The organism is Streptomyces sp. NPDC091377, assembly GCF_044757045.1.
Lineage (GTDB): Bacteria > Actinomycetota > Actinomycetes > Streptomycetales > Streptomycetaceae > Streptomyces.
Genome location: NZ_JBIVUE010000001.1, coordinates 479,739 through 500,086 on the forward strand (window position 1 = coordinate 479,739; position 20,348 = coordinate 500,086).

Genomic DNA, 20,348 nt, shown 5'->3' on the forward strand with positions numbered 1-20,348 from the left:
GCCGCCCGGCGGGCTCGCGCCGTCCCGGACGCCCATGCTTGCTGCCTGGCTGGGGGCCGTGACGATGGAGATAACTGGGCTGATGCCGGTGCGGGGTTGAGCGAGACACACGTGGCGGGTGGTCGGTCGGCGAGCCCGTCGTCGTGGCTGACTTTCTGTGGCAGAGGCCAGAACCCCCACAGCCATGGGCACGGCACGTACGTGAGGCCCGTCCCTGCCGGGGCTGACGAGTGCGGGGGAGCCTCGATCGGCTGCGCCCGGCAGGGACGGGAGTCGGGTGGGTCAGCGCGGTGTGGCGCCTGGGCGAGCGAGGCGGGTCACGTCTGGCGCCAGGTCCGCCAGGGGCGGGTGATGATCTCCCGGTAGGTGTGGTGCGACGGGTTCTGGCCGCAGTGCCGCAGTACCCAGTCCTGCGGTTCGGCGAAGTCCTCGCTTGTCGGCGAGGTCTCTCCGTCCACGGCGCACTGCATCGCGTACAGGACCGGCTCCGCGTCCGGCTCGCGGTCGGGCTGGAGAGTCCAGGTCTCGTAGCGCAGGACCGAGCGAGGGGTCACCGTCCCCACCTCCGGTTGGCCACGGCCACCTTCGCGCTCAACTCCTCCGTCGGAGTCGGCGTACGCACGTCCTCGGGCGGCACGTCCCACTCCCGGCCACCGCACGGCGGCCGAAGCTGCACGTAGGTCCCCACATGCCCCATCACCACGCCCACCTTGCCGCTCCGCCGGTCGACCACCAGAGCGCCGGCATCGGGCGGGACGGTGTGCCCGTTGGCATCAGGGGTGGGGGCCGTCATCGTGTCCACCCCGGCGAGGCGGCCCGCGACCGGGCGTTCAGTCGCAGGGCGGGAACACATGGGGTGGCGCTCATTCGCACGGTGACGCTCCTCGGCGGCGTGGATGCGTGCCCCTGGGCCTGTTGATGCCGCAGGGTCGGCACCGATCCTCACGCCGGTCACCAGGACGAAGGAACCTCCACCAAACCCCATTACGGGACGTCCCGCACCGTGTAGAACGTCCCTAGTGCCGTCCTGGGACGAAGGGGGAGACTCGTGCCGAACGAGAGACTACGAGCCGTCATGGCGGCGGGAGGCTGGACGTACGCCGCACTCGCTCAGCAGGTCGAGGTCGACCCCAAGTCGGTCGAGCGCTGGGTGAACCTTGGGCGTATCCCACGTCGTGCCACTGCCCTCCAGGCGGCCAAGGCCCTGGGAGAAGACGTGCACGCACTCTGGCCGGCGCTCCGCCAGGCCCGCCCCGCCCGCGCCATCAGCCCTGAGCTGGTGGCGCTCTACGGGCAGCGGGCCGACATCCCCGTCTCGGCGTTCACCGACCTGATGGCCCAGGCCCGGGAACGGATCGACATCCTTGTCTACGCGGCCGTCTTCCTCCACGAGGCGTACCCGCGGCTGAACGAACTCCTCACCGAACGCGCCGCCGAAGGCTGCACCGTCCGCATCGCGATCGGGGACCCCGACAGCGACACCGTCCAAGCCCGCGGCCAGGAAGAGCGGTTCGGCCACGGCATCGAAACCCGCTGCCGCCTCGCGCTCATGCACTACAAGCCGCTCGCCGACACCCCCGGCATCGAAGTCCGCACCCACGAAACCACGCTCTACAACTCCCTCTACCGCGCCGACGACCAGCAACTCGTCAACGCACACGTCTGGGGCGTCAACGCGTACGCCGCCCCCGTGTGGCACCTTCGCCGACACCAGGAGAGCGGCATGTTCGACACCTACGCCGACAGCTTCGGTGCCGTGTGGGCGACCGCAACCCCCGTACGAGAGGAAGACTGACCGTGGCCCGCACCGAGTACTACGACGACCCCAACGCGCCCAAGCCGAACAGCATGGTCGTCGCTGCCTCCGGCGTCGTCACCGACGACCACGGACGCATCCTCCTCCAGCGCCGCCGCGACAACGACCTATGGGCCCTGCCCGGAGGCGGCATGGACCTCACCGACTCCCTCCCAGGCACAGCCGTCCGCGAGGTCAAAGAGGAGACCGGCCTCGACGTCGAGATCACTGGCCTGGTCGGCACCTACACCGACCCGAAACACATCATCGCCTACACCGACGGCGAGGTCCGGCGACAGTTCAACGTCTGCTTCACCGCCCGCATCACCGGCGGCCAACTGGCAATCTCCGACGAGTCCACCGAACTCCGGTTCGTGCCGCCGGACGAGATCGAACAGCTGCCCATGCACCACACCCAACGACTCAGGCTCCAACACTTCCTGGAACAGCGCGAAAAGCCGTACCTGGGCTGAACCGCCTGACGGCAACAACCCCGCACAACCACGGACATCCACGCACTTCACCGGACCAGCAAACTGCACTTGACCTGCGAGAAAGCAGGTCGAAGGCTTCGCGCAGCACACGTACTATGTGCTGGCGGGGCAGACTCCGGTACTTGTTCACAACTCAGGTCCGGGGTGCGGATCCGTGTGGGTCGATTCGAACAGGGTGCCTCATCATTTCAACCATGCTGCCGACTTCGGGATCACTGCGAAGGAGAGCAAAGCGAGCAAGCAGGCATTCGTGAATGCCTTGGAAGACTTCGTCAAGGATCCAGGTAACGTTCAGATCGCGGGAACGTATCGCGGGACCCCTGCTCGGCACTACGTGGATCTCAATACGGGTCGTCACGTCTCGGTGGACATTGATTCGGGCGAGATGCTGGGAGCCTGGAAATCGGATGTGACTTCAGACCAGTTCTGGTACCTGACCATGCAAGGGAAGCTGTAAATGGCGACGTTGGAACCCTTCTTGGTGCTTGCGGAGGCTGTATCCGAAGGGCGAATCTCTCCCTCAGAGTTCTCCCTTGTCTGCCTTCCCCTGTACAAGGGGTATGGCGGCCCGTATCCGACAGTCGAGCAGTATGAGGCGGCGACAGATCTCTTCTATGTCGCACACGACTACGACTCAGCTGGTATCGGTATGCCTGACCTGCTAAACGATGACCAGGTTCGACTGAAGGCGGCTGATATCGCTCGGCGAATGCGCGTGCTCCTGCAGTAGCCAGATTCGAACAAGTCGCCGTCGAGTGCTTGAGGTCGTGGAAACGGATGGCCCGAAGTTCTGCTCTACGAAGGAGCCGACGGAAGCGGCGAGTGAGGTTGGTGGGGTCGAGCGGCCTGCCAGTGGGGGTGGTGAAGACGAGGCCGTTGTCCGTCCAGCCCGTTCCGACGTCGAGGTCTCCCCGGTGCAGCCCGAGGAGTTCGGCTTTGCTGAGGTCGGTGCACAAGGCGATTTCGTGCAGGGCGTGACGCCGATCGCTGGAGGTGGCGTAGAGCCGCGCACCGGGTCAGTACGGCAAGGGGCGGGTCGAGCGGGTCCGTGATCGTCAGCGCATCGTGCCGGACCGAAGCGTCCGGCGTGTTGGTCGTGCTGGGCGTGGGTCCCCTGGGAAACCCCGCTCCAGAACGGTGTGCCATGGCAACGGCCGGGGCCGCCACCCCCCACAGGAGAGGCCCCGGCCGTCGCGCGGCACGGGCCGCGCGGCGGCCCGTACTTGCTTCAGCGCCAAGGGGGCGGTTTATGTCACACCCCCTTCGTGGCGCCCTCACCTCGCCCCGCCGGCACCGCCCCTCCCGCTCTCCTCGTCACGAGTTAGTTGCATCTTGTACAGCCATGGACGAGGAGCGGTTTCAAGACGTAACGTGCCTTTCGCGCCGATCGCCGAGGACCGAGACCAAGGACCTACGCTCAACCGGCTACGGTCTCCCGGGTCGTAGCCATCGACCAGACCGACCACGACGGCAGGCACCCGTACCGCGGCAGCGGTGTGGGTCAGGGCGCAGAGAGGGCGCGCGTGTGCTGGGGGACGACGCCGAATTGACGGCCGCCGTGCTTGCGGCACAGAACGGGGACGAGACCGCGTTCCGGACTGTGTACCGCACGGTGCACCCACGGCTGCTCGGATACGTCCGCACCCTCGTCGGTGAGCCCGACGCCGAGGACGTGGCCTCCGAGTCGTGGTTGCAGATAGCCCGGGATCTCGAACGGTTCAGCGGGGACGCGGACCGCTTCCGCGGCTGGGCCGCCCGCATAGCCCGCAACCGCGCCCTCGACCACATACGCATGCGGGGCCGCCGCCCGGCCATCGGCGGTGACGAGGCCGAGCTGACCGGCCGCCCCGCCGACTCCGACACCGCCGGCGAGGCCATGGAGGCGCTCGCCACCGGTCGCACCCTCTCCCTGATCTCCCGGCTGCCCCAGGACCAGGCCGAGGCGGTCGTCCTCCGGGTCGTCGTGGGTCTCGACGCCAAGACCGCCGCCGAGACCCTCGGCAAACGCGCGGGCGCCGTCCGCACCGCCGCGCACCGGGGACTGAAACGGCTCGCCGAGCTGATCGCCGAGGATCCGGAATCGGCCGACAGCCTCGACGCGCTGCCCGCTCAACGGGAACCACGTGATCGCGCCGTGACGTCCGCGAGTGTGACGCATTCGCGATCGCGGACGCAGAAGGACATGTGATGGCCGACGAGCACTACAGATGGCTGGACCGCAGAACGGCGGAGCGCCTGCTGAGCGGGGAGCCTCTGGAAGCTCACGAAGCTCTCGACGACGACACCCGCGGCCGGGCCGGCCAACTGGACCGTGCCCTGCGCTCACTGACCCCGCCCCCGCCCGTCACCGACGAGGAACTCCCCGGTGAGGGCGCCGCGCTGGCCGCCTTCCGCAAAGCGCGCGCGGAATCGGCCCAGTCCTCTCCCGTCTCCGTCCCCGGTCCGTTCGCGGACGAACACGCCGCCCCCCACACCTCCGACGCCGGGCTGGTCCGCATCGGCCGCCGGGTCGGCCTGGGCCGGGGCGAGCCGGGTCCTCGGTCGCGTTGGGGGCGTTCCCTACGGCTCGGCCTCGCCGCCGCGCTGGCCGTCGGCATGGTCGGCGGAATGGCCGCCGCGGCCGGAACCGGAGTGCTGCCGACGCCCTTCGACGACGAGGTGTCTCCGGGCCCCGCCGCCACCGCCCCGGCCGACGCCCCCGCCGACGGCACCCGCCGGACACCGTCCCTGGACCCCTCCGGGCGTACGAAGCCGTCCTCGCCGCCCTCCGGCGGGGCCGGGGACCCCGACACGGCCCGGCAGCCCGGCGAAGGATCCGCCGTCGACCCGGGCGGCGCGGCCGTCGACCCCGACAGCGCGACCTGGAAGGAAGCCGCCAAGGCGTGCCGCGATCTGGCCAAGGGCAAGACGCTGGGCGAGGACCGCAGACGCGTCCTGGAGAGCGCGGCGGGCGGCGCCGCCCGGGTGACCACCTTCTGCAAGTCCCTGTCCACACCGGGCAAAGGCAACGGCAACACCAACGGCACGGGCAAGAACAAGAACAAGAACAAGGGAAACGCCCGCGGCACCGGTGACGCACAGGGCAACGCCAACGCCTCCGGCAACGGGAAGGGCAAGAACGGCAACGCCGGCAAGCCCCGCAAGGACAAGGGCAAGGACAAAGACAAGGGCAAGGACAAAGGCGAAGGTGAAGGTAAGGGCAAGGGTGGGGGAGCGCAGGGGTGGGGCGGTGATCGAGGGAACGGGCACGGCCACGGGCACGGCCGCGGTCACGGGAACGGGCGCGGCGGACGCTCTCACGACCAGAGTGCCACCAGCACCTCGGCGTTCCACGGGACAGCGGCCCGGGAGGCGTCGCGGACACGCGGGACGTACGTGATGTACAGGGCGTACGGGGTCTACGGGGTTCAGGGGGCGCGTGGCGGGGCGGTGCTGACGCCCTCGTCTCCGCACCGCCCCTGACCTGCGGTTCTCCAAGAAATCTGCATTTTTCTATCCTCCGGTGTGACACTTTCGGCGGCAGTGACGCAGTAGTGAGTGAGCCGACTGGTCATCGGCCCTCTGCACAGTGCCGGGGTTCCCCCCGTACCTGCGGCACGTGCACCTGGCGCGGGCGGGACACGTTCCCCCGGTCCCGTCCGCGCCCCTTCCACCCCGGCGCGGTCCTCACCAGTGGACGACGACCTTGTCCCCGTTCTTCACCTGCGCGAACAGACCGGCGATCAGTGATTCGTCCCGGACATTGACGCAGCCGTGCGAGGCGCCCGCGTACCCCTTGGCCGCGAAGTCGGCGGAGTAGTGGACGGCCTGGCCGCCGCTGAAGAACATCGCGTACGGCATCGGGGAGTCGTAGAGCGTCGACACATGGTCCCGGGACTTCCAGTAGACCTCGAACACACCCTCACGGGTCGGCGTGTACTCCGAGCCGAAGCGCACCTCCGTCGTGGAGACGGTCCGTCCGTCCACCATCCAGCGCAGTGTGCGGCTCGACTTGCTGATACACAGCACCCGCCCGGTCAGACAGCGCGGGTCGGGCGCGTCGGGCTCCTGCCCGCCCATCAGGTAGAGGTCCCATTTCCCCGGCTCATCCGTCATCCCCACCAGCCGCTGCCAGGTGACGGTGTCCGTCCGACCGGTCCGGGGCAGTCCCCGCTTGCCCTGGAAGCCGCTCACCGCCCGCGCGGTCAGATCGTCGTACGTCCCCGTCGGCCCGTCGAGGAGCCAGGAGACCTGACGCAGCCGCGCCTGGAGTTCGCGCACGTCACGGCCGGTGTCGCCGCGGGTCCACAGGACGGGGCCGGGAACCGGGACCGGCGACGGCTTCGCGGGGGCGGCGGCCGGTGCCGAGGGCGCCGGTGGCGCCGGTGGCATCGAGTACGGGGACGGTGTCACCGGCGCGGTACGGGTGACGTCGATATGGATCGGCCCGCGCGGCTTGCCGTCGGCGTCCAGGGGCTGCGCGGTGCACGCGCCCAGCGTCACCAGCCCCGCCAGCCCCGCGAGCACCGCCACGGCCCTCGGCCCGGCACCCCTTCCGCCCCCTCCGGCGGCACCCCTCATGACCGTCCCGTCCTCTCCCCGCAGCGCACCGGTGTCGCCCGAACCGCCCCCCGAACCGTCGCCGTCACCTGAGCCGTCACCTGAGCCGTCACCCGAACCGTCGCCGTCACCTGAGATGACTTCCCGCGTGTGACGGTCGGTGAACGGAGCGGCATCGTGGGAACAAGGAGTGAGAGCCAAGGAGCGCGAGGAGCGCATCGACCAGCGCACTCGACCAGCGCATCGACCGTCGGCGGAAGGCACCCATCATGGCGCGCGAGTCGGAGTCCGGACTACCCATCGAACCGGTGTACGGGCCGGAGGCGCTGGCCGAGTGGGACCCGGCCGTACGCCTGGGTGAACCCGGCACCTACCCCTTCACCCGCGGGGTCTACCCCACCATGTACACCGGCCGCCCCTGGACCATGCGCCAGTACGCCGGCTTCGGCACCGCGGCCGAGTCCAACGCCCGCTACAAGCGGCTCATCGCCCACGGAACCAGCGGACTGTCCGTCGCCTTCGACCTGCCCACCCAGATGGGCCACGACAGCGACGCCCCGCTCGCCCGCGGCGAGGTCGGCAAGGTGGGTGTCGCCGTCGACTCGGTCGAGGACATGCGCGTGCTCTTCGACGGCATCCCGCTCGGCGAGGTCTCCACGTCCATGACGATCAACGCCCCGGCCGCGCTGCTCCTGCTGCTGTACCAGCTCGTCGCCGAGGAACAGGGCGTCCCCGCGCGCGAACTGACCGGCACCGTCCAGAACGACGTACTGAAGGAGTACATCGCGCGCGGGACGTACATCTTCCCGCCCAAGCCGTCGCTGCGGCTGACCGCCGACATCTTCCAGTACTGCAAGGCCGAGATCCCGCGGTGGAACACCATCTCCATCTCCGGTTACCACATGGCCGAGGCGGGTGCCTCGCCCGCGCAGGAGATCGCGTTCACCCTGGCCGACGGCATCGAGTACGTCCGTACGGCCGTCGCCGCCGGCATGGACGTCGACGACTTCGCTCCCCGGCTGTCCTTCTTCTTCGTGGCCCGTACGACCCTGCTGGAGGAGGTCGCCAAGTTCCGCGCGGCGCGGCGGATCTGGGCGCGGGTGATGCGCGCGGAGTTCGGGGCGCGGAATCCGAAGTCGATGATGCTGCGGTTCCACACCCAGACGGCGGGCGTCCAGCTCACCGCCCAGCAGCCGGAGGTGAACCTGGTCCGGGTCGCCGTCCAGGCCCTCGGGGCGGTGCTCGGCGGCACCCAGTCCCTGCACACCAACTCCTACGACGAGGCCATCGCCCTGCCCACCGACAAGGCGGCCCGCCTCGCCCTGCGGACCCAGCAGGTACTGGCGTACGAGACCGACGTACCGGCGACCGTGGACCCCTTCGCGGGCAGTTACGCCGTGGAGAGCATGACGGACGGCATGGAGCGGGCGGTGCTGGAGCTGATGACCCGGATCGAGGATCTCGGGGGAGCGGTGGCCGCCATCGAGCACGGCTTCCAGAAGGCCGAGATCGAACGCAACGCCTATCGCATCGCCCTGGAGACCGACGAGGGCGCCCGGGTGGTCGTCGGCGTCAACCGCTTCCGCCTGGACGAGGAGGAGCCGTACGAGCCTCTGCGCGTCGACCCGGACATCGAGACCCGGCAGATCGAACGGCTCACCAGACTGCGCGCCACCCGCGACAACGGCGCGGTGACCTCCGCCCTGACCGCGCTGAAGCACGCCGCCGAGGGGCGGGACAACGTCCTGTACCCGATGAAGGAGGCCCTCCGCGCCCGGGCGACGGTGGGCGAGGTGTGCGGGGCGCTGCGGCAGGTCTGGGGCGCGTACGAGCCGAGCGAGCCCTTCTGACCCACGGAGGAGAGCCCAGGCGACGGGAGAGCGGGCGCCGGGCGCGGCGGCGGTGGGCCGTGGACGGCGGGGATGGACGGCGGGCGGTGGGGCGTGGGCGGCGGCTCAGCGGGTCCTGCTGAGCACACCCCTCAGCCACGGTGTCATCCGGTTCTCGACATACCGGTTCATGAGCCACGCCAGCCCCAGCATCGCCCCCACCGTCAGGGCGAGGGTCAGCCAGGAGGGCAGACCGAACTCCTGGTGCAGCACGCCGATGACCACCCAGCCGAGATGCTCATGGACCAGGTAGAAGGGGTACGTCAGGGCCCCCGCGACCGTCAGCCAGCGCCAGTCCGCCCGGTCGAGCAGGCCCAGCGCGATGGCGAGGACCGCGAGGAAACCGAGGGTGACGACGGCGACGATGACGGCGGCGGACCGGTAGGAGAACTGGCCGGGGCCGCTCGGGTGCCACAGTCCCGCCACCGCGTGATGCTGCCCGGTCAGCCAGCTCACCGCCACGATCCCCCAGGCGAGGGCGTCCCGCCGGTCGCGGTACAGCAGGTAGATGCCCATGCCGCCGATGAAGAAGGGCGCGTACTGCGGCATCAGGACCAGCGAGAGGAACGGTTCGTCGGCGGCGTGGGCGACGGCCGCCGCCAGTGTCCACACGGCGCAGAACAGGATCACCCGCCGCCGGGTCGCCCCCGGCAGCACGATGCACAGGGCGAACAGCGCGTAGAAGCGGATCTCGACCCACAGGGTCCAGTCCACGCCGAGCACCCGGTGCGCGCCCAACGGCTCCTGGAGCAGCGTCAGATTCAGCAGCGCCTCGCTGGGGGTGACCGCCGCGTACGCCACGGCGGGCAGCGCGAACACCGCCGTCACGAGGACGACCGCCACCCAGTACGCGGGCATCAGCCGGGCGGCGCGCGAGGCGAAGAAGGACCGCAGGGGCCGACCCCAGCCGCTCATGCAGATGACGAACCCGCTGATCACGAAGAAGATCTGGACGCCGAGGGGGCCGTAGGCGAACCACGCGTGCAGGGTCGGGAACTGGTCCTGCGGCGAGCTGCCCCAGGCGCGGGAGACCTCGCCGCCGCGTCCGCCGTAGTGGTAGAAGGCCACCATCAGCGCGGCCAGCAGCCGCAGTCCGTCCAGCGCGCGCAGCCGCCCGCCGGCCGCCCTGGGCCGGGGCTGTCCTTCGTCGCCGCGAGGCCGGGTGGACACCGGGACGGACACGGCGGGCCCGGGTGGGGACTTGGCGGTACTGACGACCGTCTCGGTCACGCTCACTTACCTCGCAGACCTCGCGTGTCCATATCATGTGACGTCGGCGGCCACCCTAGGACGGGCGTTGACGCCTGTACGTTCGATACGGGCCGGGTTCGCGGGTTGTCCTCAGCAGTTCACCTTGTTGTCGGAACGGACGCCGATTCATCACATCGGCCGACCGCCTCGGCCACCCGCTCGATACCGCCGCGGATCGTCCGTGTCTTCGTGTCTTCGCGTCTTCATGTCCTCGTGTCCTCCTTGTCCTCGTGTCCTTGACCGTCCGTCAGGGGGTGGGGCGGACGGGCATGGCCAGGGTGGTGAGGTCGCCGTGGTCGGCGGAGCGGACCGTGACGGGCAGGTCAGGGCCGCGCAGATCGAGCATCACGTCGGGGCCGACGGCGGTGCTCACGGCCGGGTGGAGGGTGGTCAGCTCGAACGAGATCCGCAGCTCGGCGCCGGTCACCGTGGCGGGGAGCAGGGGGCCGTGGGGCCCGTCCCCGGCGGCAAGGAACCGTACGCCCTCGCCGCCCACCGCGAGGGAGACACACGGCCCCTCGGCCTCCTCCAGGGCGTGCAGCAACGGCCGCTTCGGGACCGTCACGCGGGTGGTGGTCTCCGGCAGTGCGGCCAGCATCCCCCGATGGTCGGGGAATTCCTCCGCCAGCAGCCCGCAGTACCGGTCCTCGCGGTCGGGCGTACGCAGCCGGACCCCGTGCGCGGTCGCCTCGACACGGACCACCGGGCTGCGCCGCAGGTCGCTGATCGCCGACCGCAGTTCGTCGCCGTCGAGGGTGCCGGCCCAGGTGGTGGCGGCCGGTTCGGCGGGGACCAGGGTGCGGGTCGCGAGCCGGTACCGGTCGGTCGCGGTCAGGGTGACGGCCTCCGGCGCCGCCTCCAGCCGCAGCCCGCCGAGCACCGGCAGATCCGGGTCACGGGCGGTCGCGGTGAGGACCTGCTCGACCGCGTCCGCCAGCACCGGCCCCTTCAGCAGCGCGAGCGGCAGCCCCGGCCCGTCGGCGAGTGACGCCGTGAGCGACGCCTTGAGCAGCGCGGCCCCGCGTCTCACCGCCGCCGCGTCGCCGAGGACCCGCGCCACATGCCGGTCGATCAGCCGGGCCGCGTCCGCGGGCTCCGCGTCGAGGGCCTCCCCGGCGGCCGGGAGCGGCATGTCCAGCTCCCGCAGCCGCCGCAGCCGGACGGCCCGCGCCACCTGCCCGGCGCTGTAGTAGCGGTAGCCCGTGACGGGGTCCACCCGGGCCGGGGGCAGCAGTCCGCAGTCGGCGTAGAAACGCAGTGCGCTCGCGGTCAGACCGGTTCGCCGGGCGAAGCTCCCGATCGGCATCAGCTCAGTGTTCGACACCCCGCCATCGTGCGGCTTCGAGCAGCCTGAAGGTCAACGGGCGACCCAGGACGGACGACGGTTCACGGTCACAAGCAGCCCGAGAGCGGTTCACGCGGCGCGCAGGAACGCCGAGTGCGCCGCCTTGCCCAGGAAGGTGAAGCGGGTCGTACCCGCCAGATGCTTGTCCAGGGCGTCCTCGACGCCGGGCCACTTGGCGTCGCCGTAGTCGTCCAGGACGACGACGGCGCCGGGCGCGGCGATCCTCTCGGCCCATTCGAGGTCCGCCGCGACCCCCGTCGCCGAGTGGTCGCCGTCGATCACGACCACGCCGTAACGGCGGTCGGAGACGGCGGCGCGGGTCTCCGGGTCGGCGGAGTAGCCCCGCTGGATCCGGGCGGTGGCACCGGCGGGGCCCGTCAGGGCGAGGTTGGTGCGCACGGCGTGCTCGTCCACGGGGGCGCCGGTCGGATCGGGGCGTTCGGCGGTGCCGGGCTGGAGCTGGACGCCCGCGAACGGGTCGACGATCGTCACGCTCGGGCTGCGGCCGTCGCGCTCCAGCATCCGGACGAGCCCGGCGGAGAACATGCCGTAGAGCGTGCCGATCTCCAGCACCTCGTCATTGGGCGGGGCGAGCAGGGGTATCGCGCCCAGTTTCCCGCAGATGTTCATGGTGCCGCCGGCGATCCGGCCGACCCCGAGGGACTCCATGGCGATCAGCAGCCGGTAGGCGGCGGCCACATTGCGCTCGGCGGCCTCCCGATCGCCCACCAGCGCCGCGACCTCCGTGTGCAGGCGCCCGAGCGGGCCCTGGGCGACGATCCGGGAGAGGCCGCGCCCGCGGGGGCCGAGCAGCAGTTCGACGGTCAGCTGGTGCTGCTTCATCGTCTCGACGGCGTCCTTGAGCCGGTCCCGTTCGGTGGCCTGGGCCGCCGCGGCGGTACGGATCCGCCGGTCGATCCGCTGGTCGATGAGATCGGTGACCGGGCGCAGCAGACGCCGGGAGGCCGTACGGGTGAGCAGGGAGCGGCTGTTCATGGAACCGAAGACCTCGATCCGTCGGGTGTTCGAGTCGAACTGACAGGCTAGGTGCGCGGTTTCTGTGCGAAAGGCGTCCGAGCTGAGCGAGGCGTTAACACCTGGCGAACTCGCTGTGGCCGAGGAGCCCCGGCCCGGCCGCCCGCCGCCCCCTTATCCCGGCCGCCCGCCGCCCCCTTATCCCGGCCGCCCGCCGCGCCCTCACTCCGACCGTGCGCCGCCCCTCACCCCGGCCGCCCGCCGCCCCCTCACCCCAGCCACGTGCGCAGCTTCAGCCTCCCCCACAGCAGGCTCGTCGCGAAGGACAGGGCCATCACCGCGCCCACCGTCGCGACCAGCAGCAGCCCTGCCTGAAGGCCGCTCAGGTCCGGTGAGACCAGCCGTCCGACGATCTCCTCCACGAACAGCACATGCACCAGATACGCGCCGAGCGCCGCCCCCGCGAGCTTCTGGACCAGGGGCCGCCGTCGCTCCGGGATCCGGACCCGGCTGATCAGCAGCAGCACACAGATCGCCATGGCGGCGACGAACAGATGCGCGTTGGGGACCACGTAGTGGATCTGCGTGTTGTACCAGAGCGCCCCGAGCACGGTGAGCGGCAGCAGCGCGAGCAGCAGCCGACGTCGGCGGGCCGTTCCGACGGGCAGCGCGAACAGCAGGGCGCCGCCGACCGCGTACACCAGCGAGTAGGTGCCGAAGCCCCAGGCGACCGTGGGCGTCCGTACGTCGGTGACCTCGGTGATGGTGGTCATCACACTCGGCAGGACCGCGATGCCGAGCAGCGCCGCGCCCAGCCGCCAGGGCCGCTGTCCGGCCTTGATCAGCATTGCGAAGGCCAGCAGCACGATGATGGGGATGTAGTTGTACATGAACCACAGGTGGTACGCCGGCTGCACCGAGCCGAACAGCGAGTCCACCGCGAGTTCGGTCATCGGCCGCTCGTTGCGGTCCCGCAGCCAGGCCCAGACGAGGTAGATCGCCGTCCAGGCGAACAGCGGCACCGTGTTGCGCACGACCCGCTGCCACATCCGGGCCCCGTCGCGCGGCGGCGCCCCGACCAGGACGGCCCACCCGGCGATGGCGAAGTACATCGGCACCGCGAACGGGTTGACTGCCTCGGCGACATGACCGGCCCAGTACGCGCCGGCGCCGTTGTCCGGGTCGTTGCCGGTCGCCTGGATGAACTGGGCGCCGACATGACCCAGCATGATCGTGGCGGAGCAGAGCAGCCGCATCAGATCGACGTCGAAGCGGTGTTCACGCCGGGGGACGGCCTTCGCGGCCGGTGCCGCCGATGGTTCCGGGGAGGTCTCCGGGGGTGCCTCGGGGGGCTCCTGGGACTCCAGGGACTCTGGGGGCTCCTGGGACTCTGGGGACTCCGGGGACAGGGTGCTGCGTTGCTGCGGCAGGCGTAGAGCCGTCTCGTTCTGCACCGCGCGCCTTTCAGAGGGGACGGAGGGGAGGGGAGTTACGGGGGCAGGGGCAGGGCACGCCAAGTGCCTGGGGTCAGGGGTCCAGGGGTCAGGGTCAGGGGTCAGGGGCTCCCGCGCCGCCCGGCCGCCCGGCGCACCGCCCGCCGGGCCCGCCGTACCTGGAGCCGCGCCCGCACCTGGGGGGTGCTGCCGGGCAGTCCCACCTCGGCCAGCCGCAGGGCGGGGAAGTAGGGGGCGGGGGTGGTGGCGAGGTGGTCGCGCAGCCAGTCGGCGGTGGGTTCGCGCAGGTCGGCGTAGGCGCTGGGCTGCATGCAGAAACCCATGGCCCGCACCAGTGGTGACAGTGAGTCAGGGGCCGGGCCGACCAGGGCCGGGCTCGCGTCGTGCTCCAGGTCGGGCACCAGATGGTCCACGATCGCCAGCGGCACCCGGTTGCTGTTCGGGTAGGGCTTGAGCCGCTCCATCACCAGCGCGGTGCCCACCCGGCCGACCGGTACGCCGTAGTAGTGGGAGGCGGTCACCATCGCGGTCGAGAAGCAGCCGACGACGAGACCGGGCCGGCAGTGGTGGTACAGCGCCTCCGCGAGCAGCGGCGCGTCGAGGACGGTGAGCCGTACGCCCGCCTCGGCCGCGGCCTTGCTCAGCGCCTGCGAGTAGCCGGCGGGGGCGGTGGGGTGCGGCTTGAAGACCACGGACCGGTGCCCCGCCCGGGCGGCGCCGGTGAGCATCCGGACGTGCAGGGCCTCCTCCTCGTCCTGGCTCAGGATGTCGATGGCGGCGAGGTACTGGCCGAGGAGGACGGCGGTCGGCGCCTCCTCCAGCACGGGGGCGAGCCGGGGGTCGTCGGCGGTGTCCCGGGAGATCTCGTCCAGTACGCCGCGGAAGGCGTCGTCGGGCACGACCTCGGGGGCGACGCCGTGCTCGGAGAGCAGCAGCGGTCGCAGCCCCGGTATCAGATCGAGGTGGAGCAGCCGCCGGATCCGGCTGGAGGTGGTCAGCGGCAGCCGGTCACGGGTGGGGCCGTAACTCATCAGGCCGTCGGCGTACACATGGACGTCCGCCTCGGAGAAGATCGCGGCGAGGGCGCGGCCGGGATTGACCTGGATGGACTCGACGGCCAGTTCGACGGGATCGTGCTCGCCGATGGCCCAGGCCAGCCGGAACGCCTTCTGCCAGAGGATGACATCGTTTCCGCGCGGGCCCCAGGTGCTCGGATGGTGCGGGCGTATCGCGTGGTTCCAGCTGACCACCGAGTCGAAGCGGCGTGCGATGCGCGGATAGCCGTGCATCTCGTCCAGGCGCAGCGCGGTCTCCGGTGTCCCGGCGTTGTTGGAGACCAGCAGGATCCGCCGGGCCCGGTACCGGGGGCCGAACTGTCCCGCGTCGAGCGCGGCGGCGAGGGTGGCCGCACCGTAGAGGGTGGAGACCTGGAAGATCTGGGTGGTGTGACGCATGGGTCAGGCAGCCTTCCGCCCGTCACGCAGGCGTCGGAGCAACCTGCTTCTGGTGGGGTCGATGGTGCGCAGGGTCTCGCCCAGGACCTCCGCGGGCATCCGGTGCAGCGCCGCGCGCGACTCCCGGCGCAGCCGGTGGGCCGCCGACGGCTCGTACGCGTCCGCCTTGCCGAGGTGGAAGGCGATCATCGCGCAGTACGTCCGTACCGCCTTGGGGAGGAAGCGGTCGGCCTCCGGGTCCCGGAGCACGTCCTTGATCAGGGCGTCGTAGGCGGGGATGAAGTCCAGTTGCCGGTCGTCCTTGATCTGGGTGAGCGAGGTGGCGACCCCGCGCCGGTAGAACACCCCGTTGAGGCCGAGGGAGGCGTACGACTTCGCGCGCAGATGCAGCCGCCAGATCCACAACCGGTCCTCGGCGGTGCGCAGTTCGGTGGCGAAGCGCTGGGCGCCGTCCCGGAAGAGGGAGCGGTGGTAGATCCCGGCCCAGACGAAGGGGTAGTCGACCATCGTCTCGGTGTGTACGGGGGTGATGCCGTCGCGCGGGTCCATCACCTGGTTGCGCGTCCGGGCCGGGGGGCGGCGGACGACCCGTTCGGTGCCGGTGACCTGGACGTGGTCGGTGCGGGCGAAGTCGCAGCCCAACTCCTCCACCGCGGCGACCAGTTCGTCCAGGTGTCCGGGCCCGTACCAGTCGTCGCCGTCGAGGAAGGTGAGCCAGTCGCCGTCGGCCGCGTCGATGCCGGTGTTGCGTGCCTGCGCTATGCCCAGGTTCCGCTCGTGCCGGATCACCTTGACGCCCGGCAGTCGTCCGGCCCAGCGCTCGATCACCCAGGGGGTGGAGTCCTGGGAGCAGTCGTCCACGAGCAGGAATTCATAATCCGGATCCGCGTTGCGGACGAGGCTCCGCAGCGTGTTCTCGGCGAAGGCCCCCACATTGTGCAGGGGGACCACGACGGACAGTTTGGGCACGCGGAGCCTCACACGTTCGATATTCGGAGATGAGAGCGAACAGGTTAACGAGGCTCCGGTGATCGGCGGTGGCGACGAGGGTGCGGAATGGTTAAGTTCATTCGCGGCGGAAGTGAATTCTCGGTGCCGTGCCGTGCCGTGCGGCGCCGTGCCGTGCCGTGCCGCGCAGTGCAATGGGCTGCCGTTCCGTCAGTCGGTGGCGAGGATGAGGTTCAGCTCGTCCAGGTTCGACCGGGTGGTCTTCCAGAGGAATTCCTGTGCCGAACGCACCTCCGCCACGGCCGCCGGATGATCGTCCAGCACGGCGACCGCCCGTTCCGTGAGCAGCCGCCCGAGTTCCCGGTCGTGCACCGACAGTCCCCATTCCCGCCGACCGATGTCGGAGAGGAAATAGGCGAGCTTCGGATGCGACACCAGACTCAGGATCGGAGTCCCGCAGCCGAACGGGATCATCCCCGCGTGCCCCCGCATCCCCACCACCAGCCGCGCGTCCCGGTACAGCGCCCGGATCGTGTCGTTGGACCTGCCGTACAGCCGTTCCACGGGCAGGGTGATGCCGTGCTCGCGCCGCAGATCGTGCACGAACCGCTCGTCGGCGGGCATGTGCGCCGCGTACCGTACGTCCGCCCGGCCCCGCAGGGTGCGCAGCGCCAGCGCCATCTGGGCCAGGAAATGGCCGTAGTCATGGCCGAAACGCAGTCCCGAGCGGTCGTACGCGCAGTTGATCAGCACCGTGTCCGAGCGCAGCAGCGGGTCGGTCCAGTCGGGGACCAGTTGGCGGGCCACGGTGGTCGGGCAGGGCTGGTAGCGCACCCGTTCGCGCAGTTCCGGCGGCAGCAGCTCACGGACCCGGTCGATGGAGCCGTGGTTGCGCAGCCCGAAGAACGCCGACCGCTCGACCAGCGTGCGCAGGCTCTCCGCGAACCGGGTACGCCGGTAGAGCTGCCCGTCGAAGACGTTGTAGCCGACCGCGAACACGGCCAGCGGCGCGGTGATCCGGGCCAGCAGCCGGTCCGGTACGTTCCACTGCCAGTGGCTGTTGCCATTGGGCGAGGTGTCCGGCAGGAACAGCCCACCGCCGCCTACGATCACCCCGCGCCGGGCGTTGAGCCGCTCCACCGTCTCCTCGTCCACCAGCCGGTGCACCTGCTGGCCGTACCAGCGGCGCGGACCGGTGTCCGGCCCGAAACACAGACGGACCGCCTCGGGCAGCACCTTGTCACCGGCGTTCTCGTCCCCCTCGGCGAACAGGGCGACATGCGCGAGCTGTTGGGCCACGGGGGCGGGCGGTTCCGGCACGGCTGTCCCGGCACCGGGGGCGGGCGGTTCCGGCACGGCTGTCCCGGCATCCTCCGACTGCCCCGGCTGCCCCGGCTGCCCCGGCTGCCCCGGCTGCCCCGGCTGCCCCGGCTGCCCCGGCTGCCCCGGCTGTTCCGGCTGCCCCGGTTGTCCCGGCGATCCCACCGCCCCCGGGCGCGTCCGTACGTACCAGGCGTGGCACCCCGCGTCCGTGGGATCCGCGGCCAGCCCCTCGCGCGCGTAGGCGTGCGCGTCCGCCTCCCGGCCGCACAGCCAGGCCAGCCGGGCGAGCTGGGCGAACGCGCGCGGCGCCGCGTCCGGCGAGGACGCCGACAGCAGGAGATGCGTCTCGGCCTCGTCGTAGCGGGACAGCGCCATCAGGCACAGCCCGAGCGTCTCCTGGCAGCGCGGCGCGTCCAGCCGGTCGCCCAGCACCGGCGCCAGCACCGCCACCGCCTCGTCGTACCGGCCCTGTCTGCGGTACACGTCGGCGACCGTACGGGCCAGATCGAGCGAGGGCCGCGCCGCCAGCAGCGGGGGCGCGAAGTGCGCCAGCAGATCGGGGTGCTTGGCGCCGGGCAGCGCCCGGTAGGCGGCCCGGAACTCCTCGTCGTCCAGCTCGAACCGCCGCCGCGCCGCGTCCGCGGGGCCGTACCCGGGGGTGTCCGCCGGCCCGGTGAAGCGCAGTACGGCGACCCGCTCCGGTACCGGCATGTCGTCGTGGAGCCGGCGGGCGACAAAGTCGTAGCGGGTGTCGAGCGGGGTCAGCACGGACGCGAGGGCCGTGTCGAGGTCCGGATCCCGCTCCCCTCGGAGCGCCTCCCCCTTCTCCACGACGTCCGCCGCATCCGCCCGCTGGATCACCAGCAGCCCGTCCGCGAGCACCGCCCGCCGCTCCGGGTCCGCCACGCCGCCCACCATCTGCCGTACGGCGCCCACCCCGTGCCGCAGCCGCAGCAGCTCACCGAGATCGCCGAGCACGACCATGCCGGGGGAGAGGGCCACGACGGTGTCGTAGCCGGTGAGCCGGAAGACCTCGCGGCGACCGCCGTCCGCGCGGCGGGTGACCAGCCGGGGGTGGAGCGGGCGCAGCGCGTCGAACGCGAGGTCGGGGAGCCCGGGATGCAGGACCACGAAGTCCTCGCACACGTCCGGGTTGGTCAGCGCCAGGCTCCGTAGCAGGGTGGCGAGTCCGGGGAGCCCGGCCTCGTCCGTGTGCACGGCGAACGCGATCCGGCGCCGGCCGGTTATGTGGCTGCGGTCGTCCGCGGAGGACCGGCCCGATGCCGTCGCCGCTGTCGCCGCCGTCGCCGTTGTCGTCCCAGTCATCGCAGGGCGATCCTTGTCTCGCTGTCGTCGATGTGCCGTGCGTGCTCCTCGATCCACGCGGCCTCGCGCGGTCCGAACCGGCCGGGCAGGTCGAAGCCGATGAGGTCCAGACGCTCGCTCACGTCCAGGAAGTCCAGCAGCCGCAGCACGGTGAACGCGGTACCGGCCCCCTCCGCCGAGTTCCCCATGCCCGCCTGGTCCTCCCAGCCGCTCTCGCCCAGCAGCGCCGGGTCGCTCAGCGGCCGGCGCAGCGTGGCGTCCCCGACGTGCTCCTGCGCACCGGGCACCAGCCGCTGCCGCACCGCCCGCCGCCACGCGCCCGCCGGGTCCCCGAACACCAGCCGTGTCCTCGCCCGCTGCCCCCAGGAAGGGCCCTCCCACGGGGTGTTTCCGCGCAGGGTGACGGCGTGGAGGTCGGTGCGCGAACCGGTGTCCACCGGCTCCGTGCGGAAGGCGTCGCAGCGTACGACGACGTCATAGCCGTCGATCTCCGCGCCCCGCCCGCCGCCTACGACCCCGCCGTCCACCCCGCCGTCCGCGACCACGCACACGCTGCGCCCTTCGAGCAGCCCGCGCAGTCCAGTGACGCCGAGCGGTGCCGTCCGGCCGACCGCTGACTCGGGCACCGCGTCCCGTTCCGCGAGCCGCTGGTGGTCGCCGTACAGCCGGACCAGGGTGCGCACCTTGGCGTCGCCCGCCCCGTACCGGTCGATCCGGGCCCGGACGTACACGGCCAACTCGGGTTCCAGAGCGGCCCTCGGCCGGTCGAGCGGGGGCGCTTCGGCTTCGGGGAAGAGGGCGACGGCGGCGTCGAGACAGGCCCGGCGGCGACGCAGGGTGTCGATCCGCCGGGCGATCCCGGGCGCCGGTCCGCCGTCAGGGAGTAGCGCCGCATGACGGCCGTACGAGTCGAGCGCCTCGGCGTCCCGGCCGAGCCCGTCCAGGGCCAGCGCGTGCAGTCGCCAGGCCGACCTGGAGCGCTGCCGCAGCCGGGTGGCGTGGCCCGCGAGGTCCAGGGCGAGGGCGAGGGCGGCCTCGTCACCGGCCTCCACCGCGCGCTCGGCGACCCGCAGCAGCGCGTCGAAGGGGTCGGCCGACGGCCCGTCGAGAGCGACGGCGAAGGCGCCGACGGCCTGGGTGAGCCGGGCCTCCCGAGGGGTGGACGGACCGCCCCGGGCCGCGAGATGCGTCCCGCACCGCCGCAGGCTCCCCGCGTACAGCTCCCGCCTGGCGGCCTCCCTCTGCCGTGCCGTGAACAATCCCGCCAGGGGGTTCGACATGCCTCACACCGTCCTCCGGATCGGAGGCCGAATGTGCCCGAACACGAGGCGGGGCGGGCGGCTTCCGGGTGACCGCGGGATGAACTCTCGGCATGGAACCCACGGGACGGAGCCACGGCATGGAACCCACGGGACGGAACCCACGGCATGGAACCCACGGCATGGAACCCACGGGACGGAAACCACGGGACGGAAACCCCGGGACGGAAACCCCGGGACGGAACCCACGGGACGGAACCCACGGCATGGCGTCCGCGGGATGCGCCTTGGGCATG

Annotated in this window: 17 protein-coding genes and 1 pseudogene; 6 read left to right on the forward strand and 12 right to left on the reverse strand. The window is 71.4% G+C overall.

All coding sequences use genetic code 11. From position 1 onward, the window contains the following. Nucleotides 1-317: 317 nt before the first annotated feature. Nucleotides 318-563 (reverse strand): hypothetical protein, encoded by a 246-nt coding sequence (locus tag ACIQNG_RS02210; protein ID WP_004000830.1) that lies wholly within the window; start codon nt 561-563, stop codon nt 318-320. Next, nucleotides 551-793 (reverse strand): hypothetical protein, encoded by a 243-nt coding sequence (locus ACIQNG_RS02215; protein WP_401482278.1) that lies wholly within the window; start codon nt 791-793, stop codon nt 551-553. The genes ACIQNG_RS02210 and ACIQNG_RS02215 overlap by 13 nt, the downstream gene beginning before the upstream one ends. Before the next feature lie 282 nt (nt 794-1,075). Between ACIQNG_RS02215 and ACIQNG_RS02220 the strand changes: the two genes are divergently transcribed. The 3 genes from ACIQNG_RS02220 (at nt 1,076) to ACIQNG_RS02230 (ending at nt 2,746) form a co-directional block, all read left to right on the forward strand. Beyond that, entirely contained in the window at nt 1,076-1,795 is a 720-nt protein-coding gene (locus ACIQNG_RS02220) for an XRE family transcriptional regulator (protein ID WP_401482512.1), read from the forward strand. 2 nt (nt 1,796-1,797) lie between these two features. After that, nucleotides 1,798-2,268 carry an NUDIX domain-containing protein gene (locus tag ACIQNG_RS02225; RefSeq protein ID WP_401482279.1) on the forward strand — a complete coding sequence of 157 codons (471 nt, stop codon included), beginning with the start codon at nt 1,798-1,800 and terminating at the stop codon, nt 2,266-2,268. 175 nt (nt 2,269-2,443) lie between these two features. Then, entirely contained in the window at nt 2,444-2,746 is a 303-nt protein-coding gene (locus ACIQNG_RS02230) for a colicin D domain-containing protein (RefSeq protein WP_401482280.1), read from the forward strand. A 286-nt stretch (nt 2,747-3,032) separates the two neighbouring features. Here ACIQNG_RS02230 and ACIQNG_RS02235 read toward each other — a convergent pair. Further along, a pseudogene (locus ACIQNG_RS02235) lies at nt 3,033-3,293 on the reverse strand (site-specific integrase); the annotation flags it as partial. A gap of 521 nt (nt 3,294-3,814) precedes the next feature. Here ACIQNG_RS02235 and ACIQNG_RS02240 point away from each other — a divergent pair. Together ACIQNG_RS02240 and ACIQNG_RS02245 are read left to right on the forward strand one after the other, a co-directional pair. Then, nucleotides 3,815-4,477 (forward strand): RNA polymerase sigma factor, encoded by a 663-nt coding sequence (locus ACIQNG_RS02240; RefSeq protein ID WP_401437409.1) that lies wholly within the window; start codon nt 3,815-3,817, stop codon nt 4,475-4,477. Then, nucleotides 4,477-5,751, forward strand: coding sequence for a hypothetical protein (locus ACIQNG_RS02245; protein ID WP_401482281.1), 1,275 nt, complete (start codon nt 4,477-4,479; stop codon nt 5,749-5,751). The genes ACIQNG_RS02240 and ACIQNG_RS02245 overlap by 1 nt, the downstream gene beginning before the upstream one ends. Before the next feature lie 204 nt (nt 5,752-5,955). Here the strand turns inward: ACIQNG_RS02245 and ACIQNG_RS02250 are convergent, their stop codons facing one another. Beyond that, entirely contained in the window at nt 5,956-6,849 is an 894-nt protein-coding gene (locus ACIQNG_RS02250; RefSeq protein ID WP_401482282.1) for a L,D-transpeptidase family protein, read from the reverse strand. 248 nt (nt 6,850-7,097) lie between these two features. Here ACIQNG_RS02250 and ACIQNG_RS02255 point away from each other — a divergent pair, with 248 nt between their 5' ends. Further along, on the forward strand, nt 7,098-8,678 hold the full coding sequence (locus ACIQNG_RS02255; protein WP_401482283.1) for a methylmalonyl-CoA mutase: 1,581 nt from the start codon (nt 7,098-7,100) through the stop codon (nt 8,676-8,678). A gap of 105 nt (nt 8,679-8,783) precedes the next feature. Here ACIQNG_RS02255 and ACIQNG_RS02260 read toward each other — a convergent pair whose 3' ends face one another. The 8 genes from ACIQNG_RS02260 to ACIQNG_RS02295 all read right to left on the reverse strand — a co-directional run bounded on the left by ACIQNG_RS02260 (nt 8,784) and on the right by ACIQNG_RS02295 (nt 20,073). Further along, the gene (locus ACIQNG_RS02260; protein ID WP_401482284.1) at nt 8,784-9,947 is read right to left on the reverse strand and encodes an acyltransferase family protein; all 1,164 of its coding nucleotides are present in this window, start codon (nt 9,945-9,947) and stop codon (nt 8,784-8,786) included. A gap of 268 nt (nt 9,948-10,215) precedes the next feature. After that, nucleotides 10,216-11,274 carry a MerR family transcriptional regulator gene (locus tag ACIQNG_RS02265; protein WP_401482285.1) on the reverse strand — a complete coding sequence of 353 codons (1,059 nt, stop codon included), beginning with the start codon at nt 11,272-11,274 and terminating at the stop codon, nt 10,216-10,218. Nucleotides 11,275-11,382: 108 nt separating this feature from the next. Then, on the reverse strand, nt 11,383-12,309 hold the full coding sequence (locus tag ACIQNG_RS02270; RefSeq protein WP_401482286.1) for a class I SAM-dependent methyltransferase: 927 nt from the start codon (nt 12,307-12,309) through the stop codon (nt 11,383-11,385). 248 nt (nt 12,310-12,557) lie between these two features. Beyond that, nucleotides 12,558-13,742 (reverse strand): acyltransferase, encoded by a 1,185-nt coding sequence (locus ACIQNG_RS02275; RefSeq protein ID WP_401482287.1) that lies wholly within the window; start codon nt 13,740-13,742, stop codon nt 12,558-12,560. A 101-nt stretch (nt 13,743-13,843) separates the two neighbouring features. Beyond that, nucleotides 13,844-15,196: a polysialyltransferase family glycosyltransferase gene (locus tag ACIQNG_RS02280; protein ID WP_401482288.1), complete on the reverse strand. Its 1,353-nt coding sequence runs from the start codon at nt 15,194-15,196 to the stop codon at nt 13,844-13,846. 3 nt (nt 15,197-15,199) lie between these two features. Further along, on the reverse strand, nt 15,200-16,165 hold the full coding sequence (locus tag ACIQNG_RS02285; protein ID WP_401482513.1) for a glycosyltransferase family 2 protein: 966 nt from the start codon (nt 16,163-16,165) through the stop codon (nt 15,200-15,202). 189 nt (nt 16,166-16,354) lie between these two features. Further along, a complete protein-coding gene (locus ACIQNG_RS02290) occupies nt 16,355-18,793 on the reverse strand; it encodes a polysaccharide pyruvyl transferase family protein (RefSeq protein ID WP_401482289.1) in 2,439 nt (812 codons plus the stop codon). Beyond that, complete coding sequence (locus tag ACIQNG_RS02295) at nt 18,790-20,073, reverse strand: hypothetical protein (RefSeq protein ID WP_401482290.1); 1,284 nt, start codon at nt 20,071-20,073, stop codon at nt 18,790-18,792. The genes ACIQNG_RS02290 and ACIQNG_RS02295 overlap by 4 nt, the downstream gene beginning before the upstream one ends. Between the last annotated feature and the right edge of the window lie 275 nt (nt 20,074-20,348).

What these genes read in the sequence shown, in the direction of transcription:
- ACIQNG_RS02215 (WP_401482278.1), bottom strand. Translation starts at nt 793, where the DNA reads ATGACGGCCCCCACCCCTGATGCCAACGGGCACACCGTCCCGCCCGAT.
- ACIQNG_RS02220 (WP_401482512.1), top strand. Translation starts at nt 1,076, where the DNA reads ATGGCGGCGGGAGGCTGGACGTACGCCGCACTCGCTCAGCAGGTCGAG.
- ACIQNG_RS02245 (WP_401482281.1), top strand. Translation starts at nt 4,477, where the DNA reads ATGGCCGACGAGCACTACAGATGGCTGGACCGCAGAACGGCGGAGCGC.
- ACIQNG_RS02250 (WP_401482282.1), bottom strand. Translation starts at nt 6,849, where the DNA reads ATGAGGGGTGCCGCCGGAGGGGGCGGAAGGGGTGCCGGGCCGAGGGCC.
- ACIQNG_RS02255 (WP_401482283.1), top strand. Translation starts at nt 7,098, where the DNA reads ATGGCGCGCGAGTCGGAGTCCGGACTACCCATCGAACCGGTGTACGGG.
- ACIQNG_RS02265 (WP_401482285.1), bottom strand. Translation starts at nt 11,274, where the DNA reads ATGCCGATCGGGAGCTTCGCCCGGCGAACCGGTCTGACCGCGAGCGCA.
- ACIQNG_RS02270 (WP_401482286.1), bottom strand. Translation starts at nt 12,309, where the DNA reads ATGAACAGCCGCTCCCTGCTCACCCGTACGGCCTCCCGGCGTCTGCTG.
- ACIQNG_RS02280 (WP_401482288.1), bottom strand. Translation starts at nt 15,196, where the DNA reads ATGCGTCACACCACCCAGATCTTCCAGGTCTCCACCCTCTACGGTGCG.
- ACIQNG_RS02290 (WP_401482289.1), bottom strand. Translation starts at nt 18,793, where the DNA reads ATGACTGGGACGACAACGGCGACGGCGGCGACAGCGGCGACGGCATCG.
- ACIQNG_RS02295 (WP_401482290.1), bottom strand. Translation starts at nt 20,073, where the DNA reads ATGTCGAACCCCCTGGCGGGATTGTTCACGGCACGGCAGAGGGAGGCC.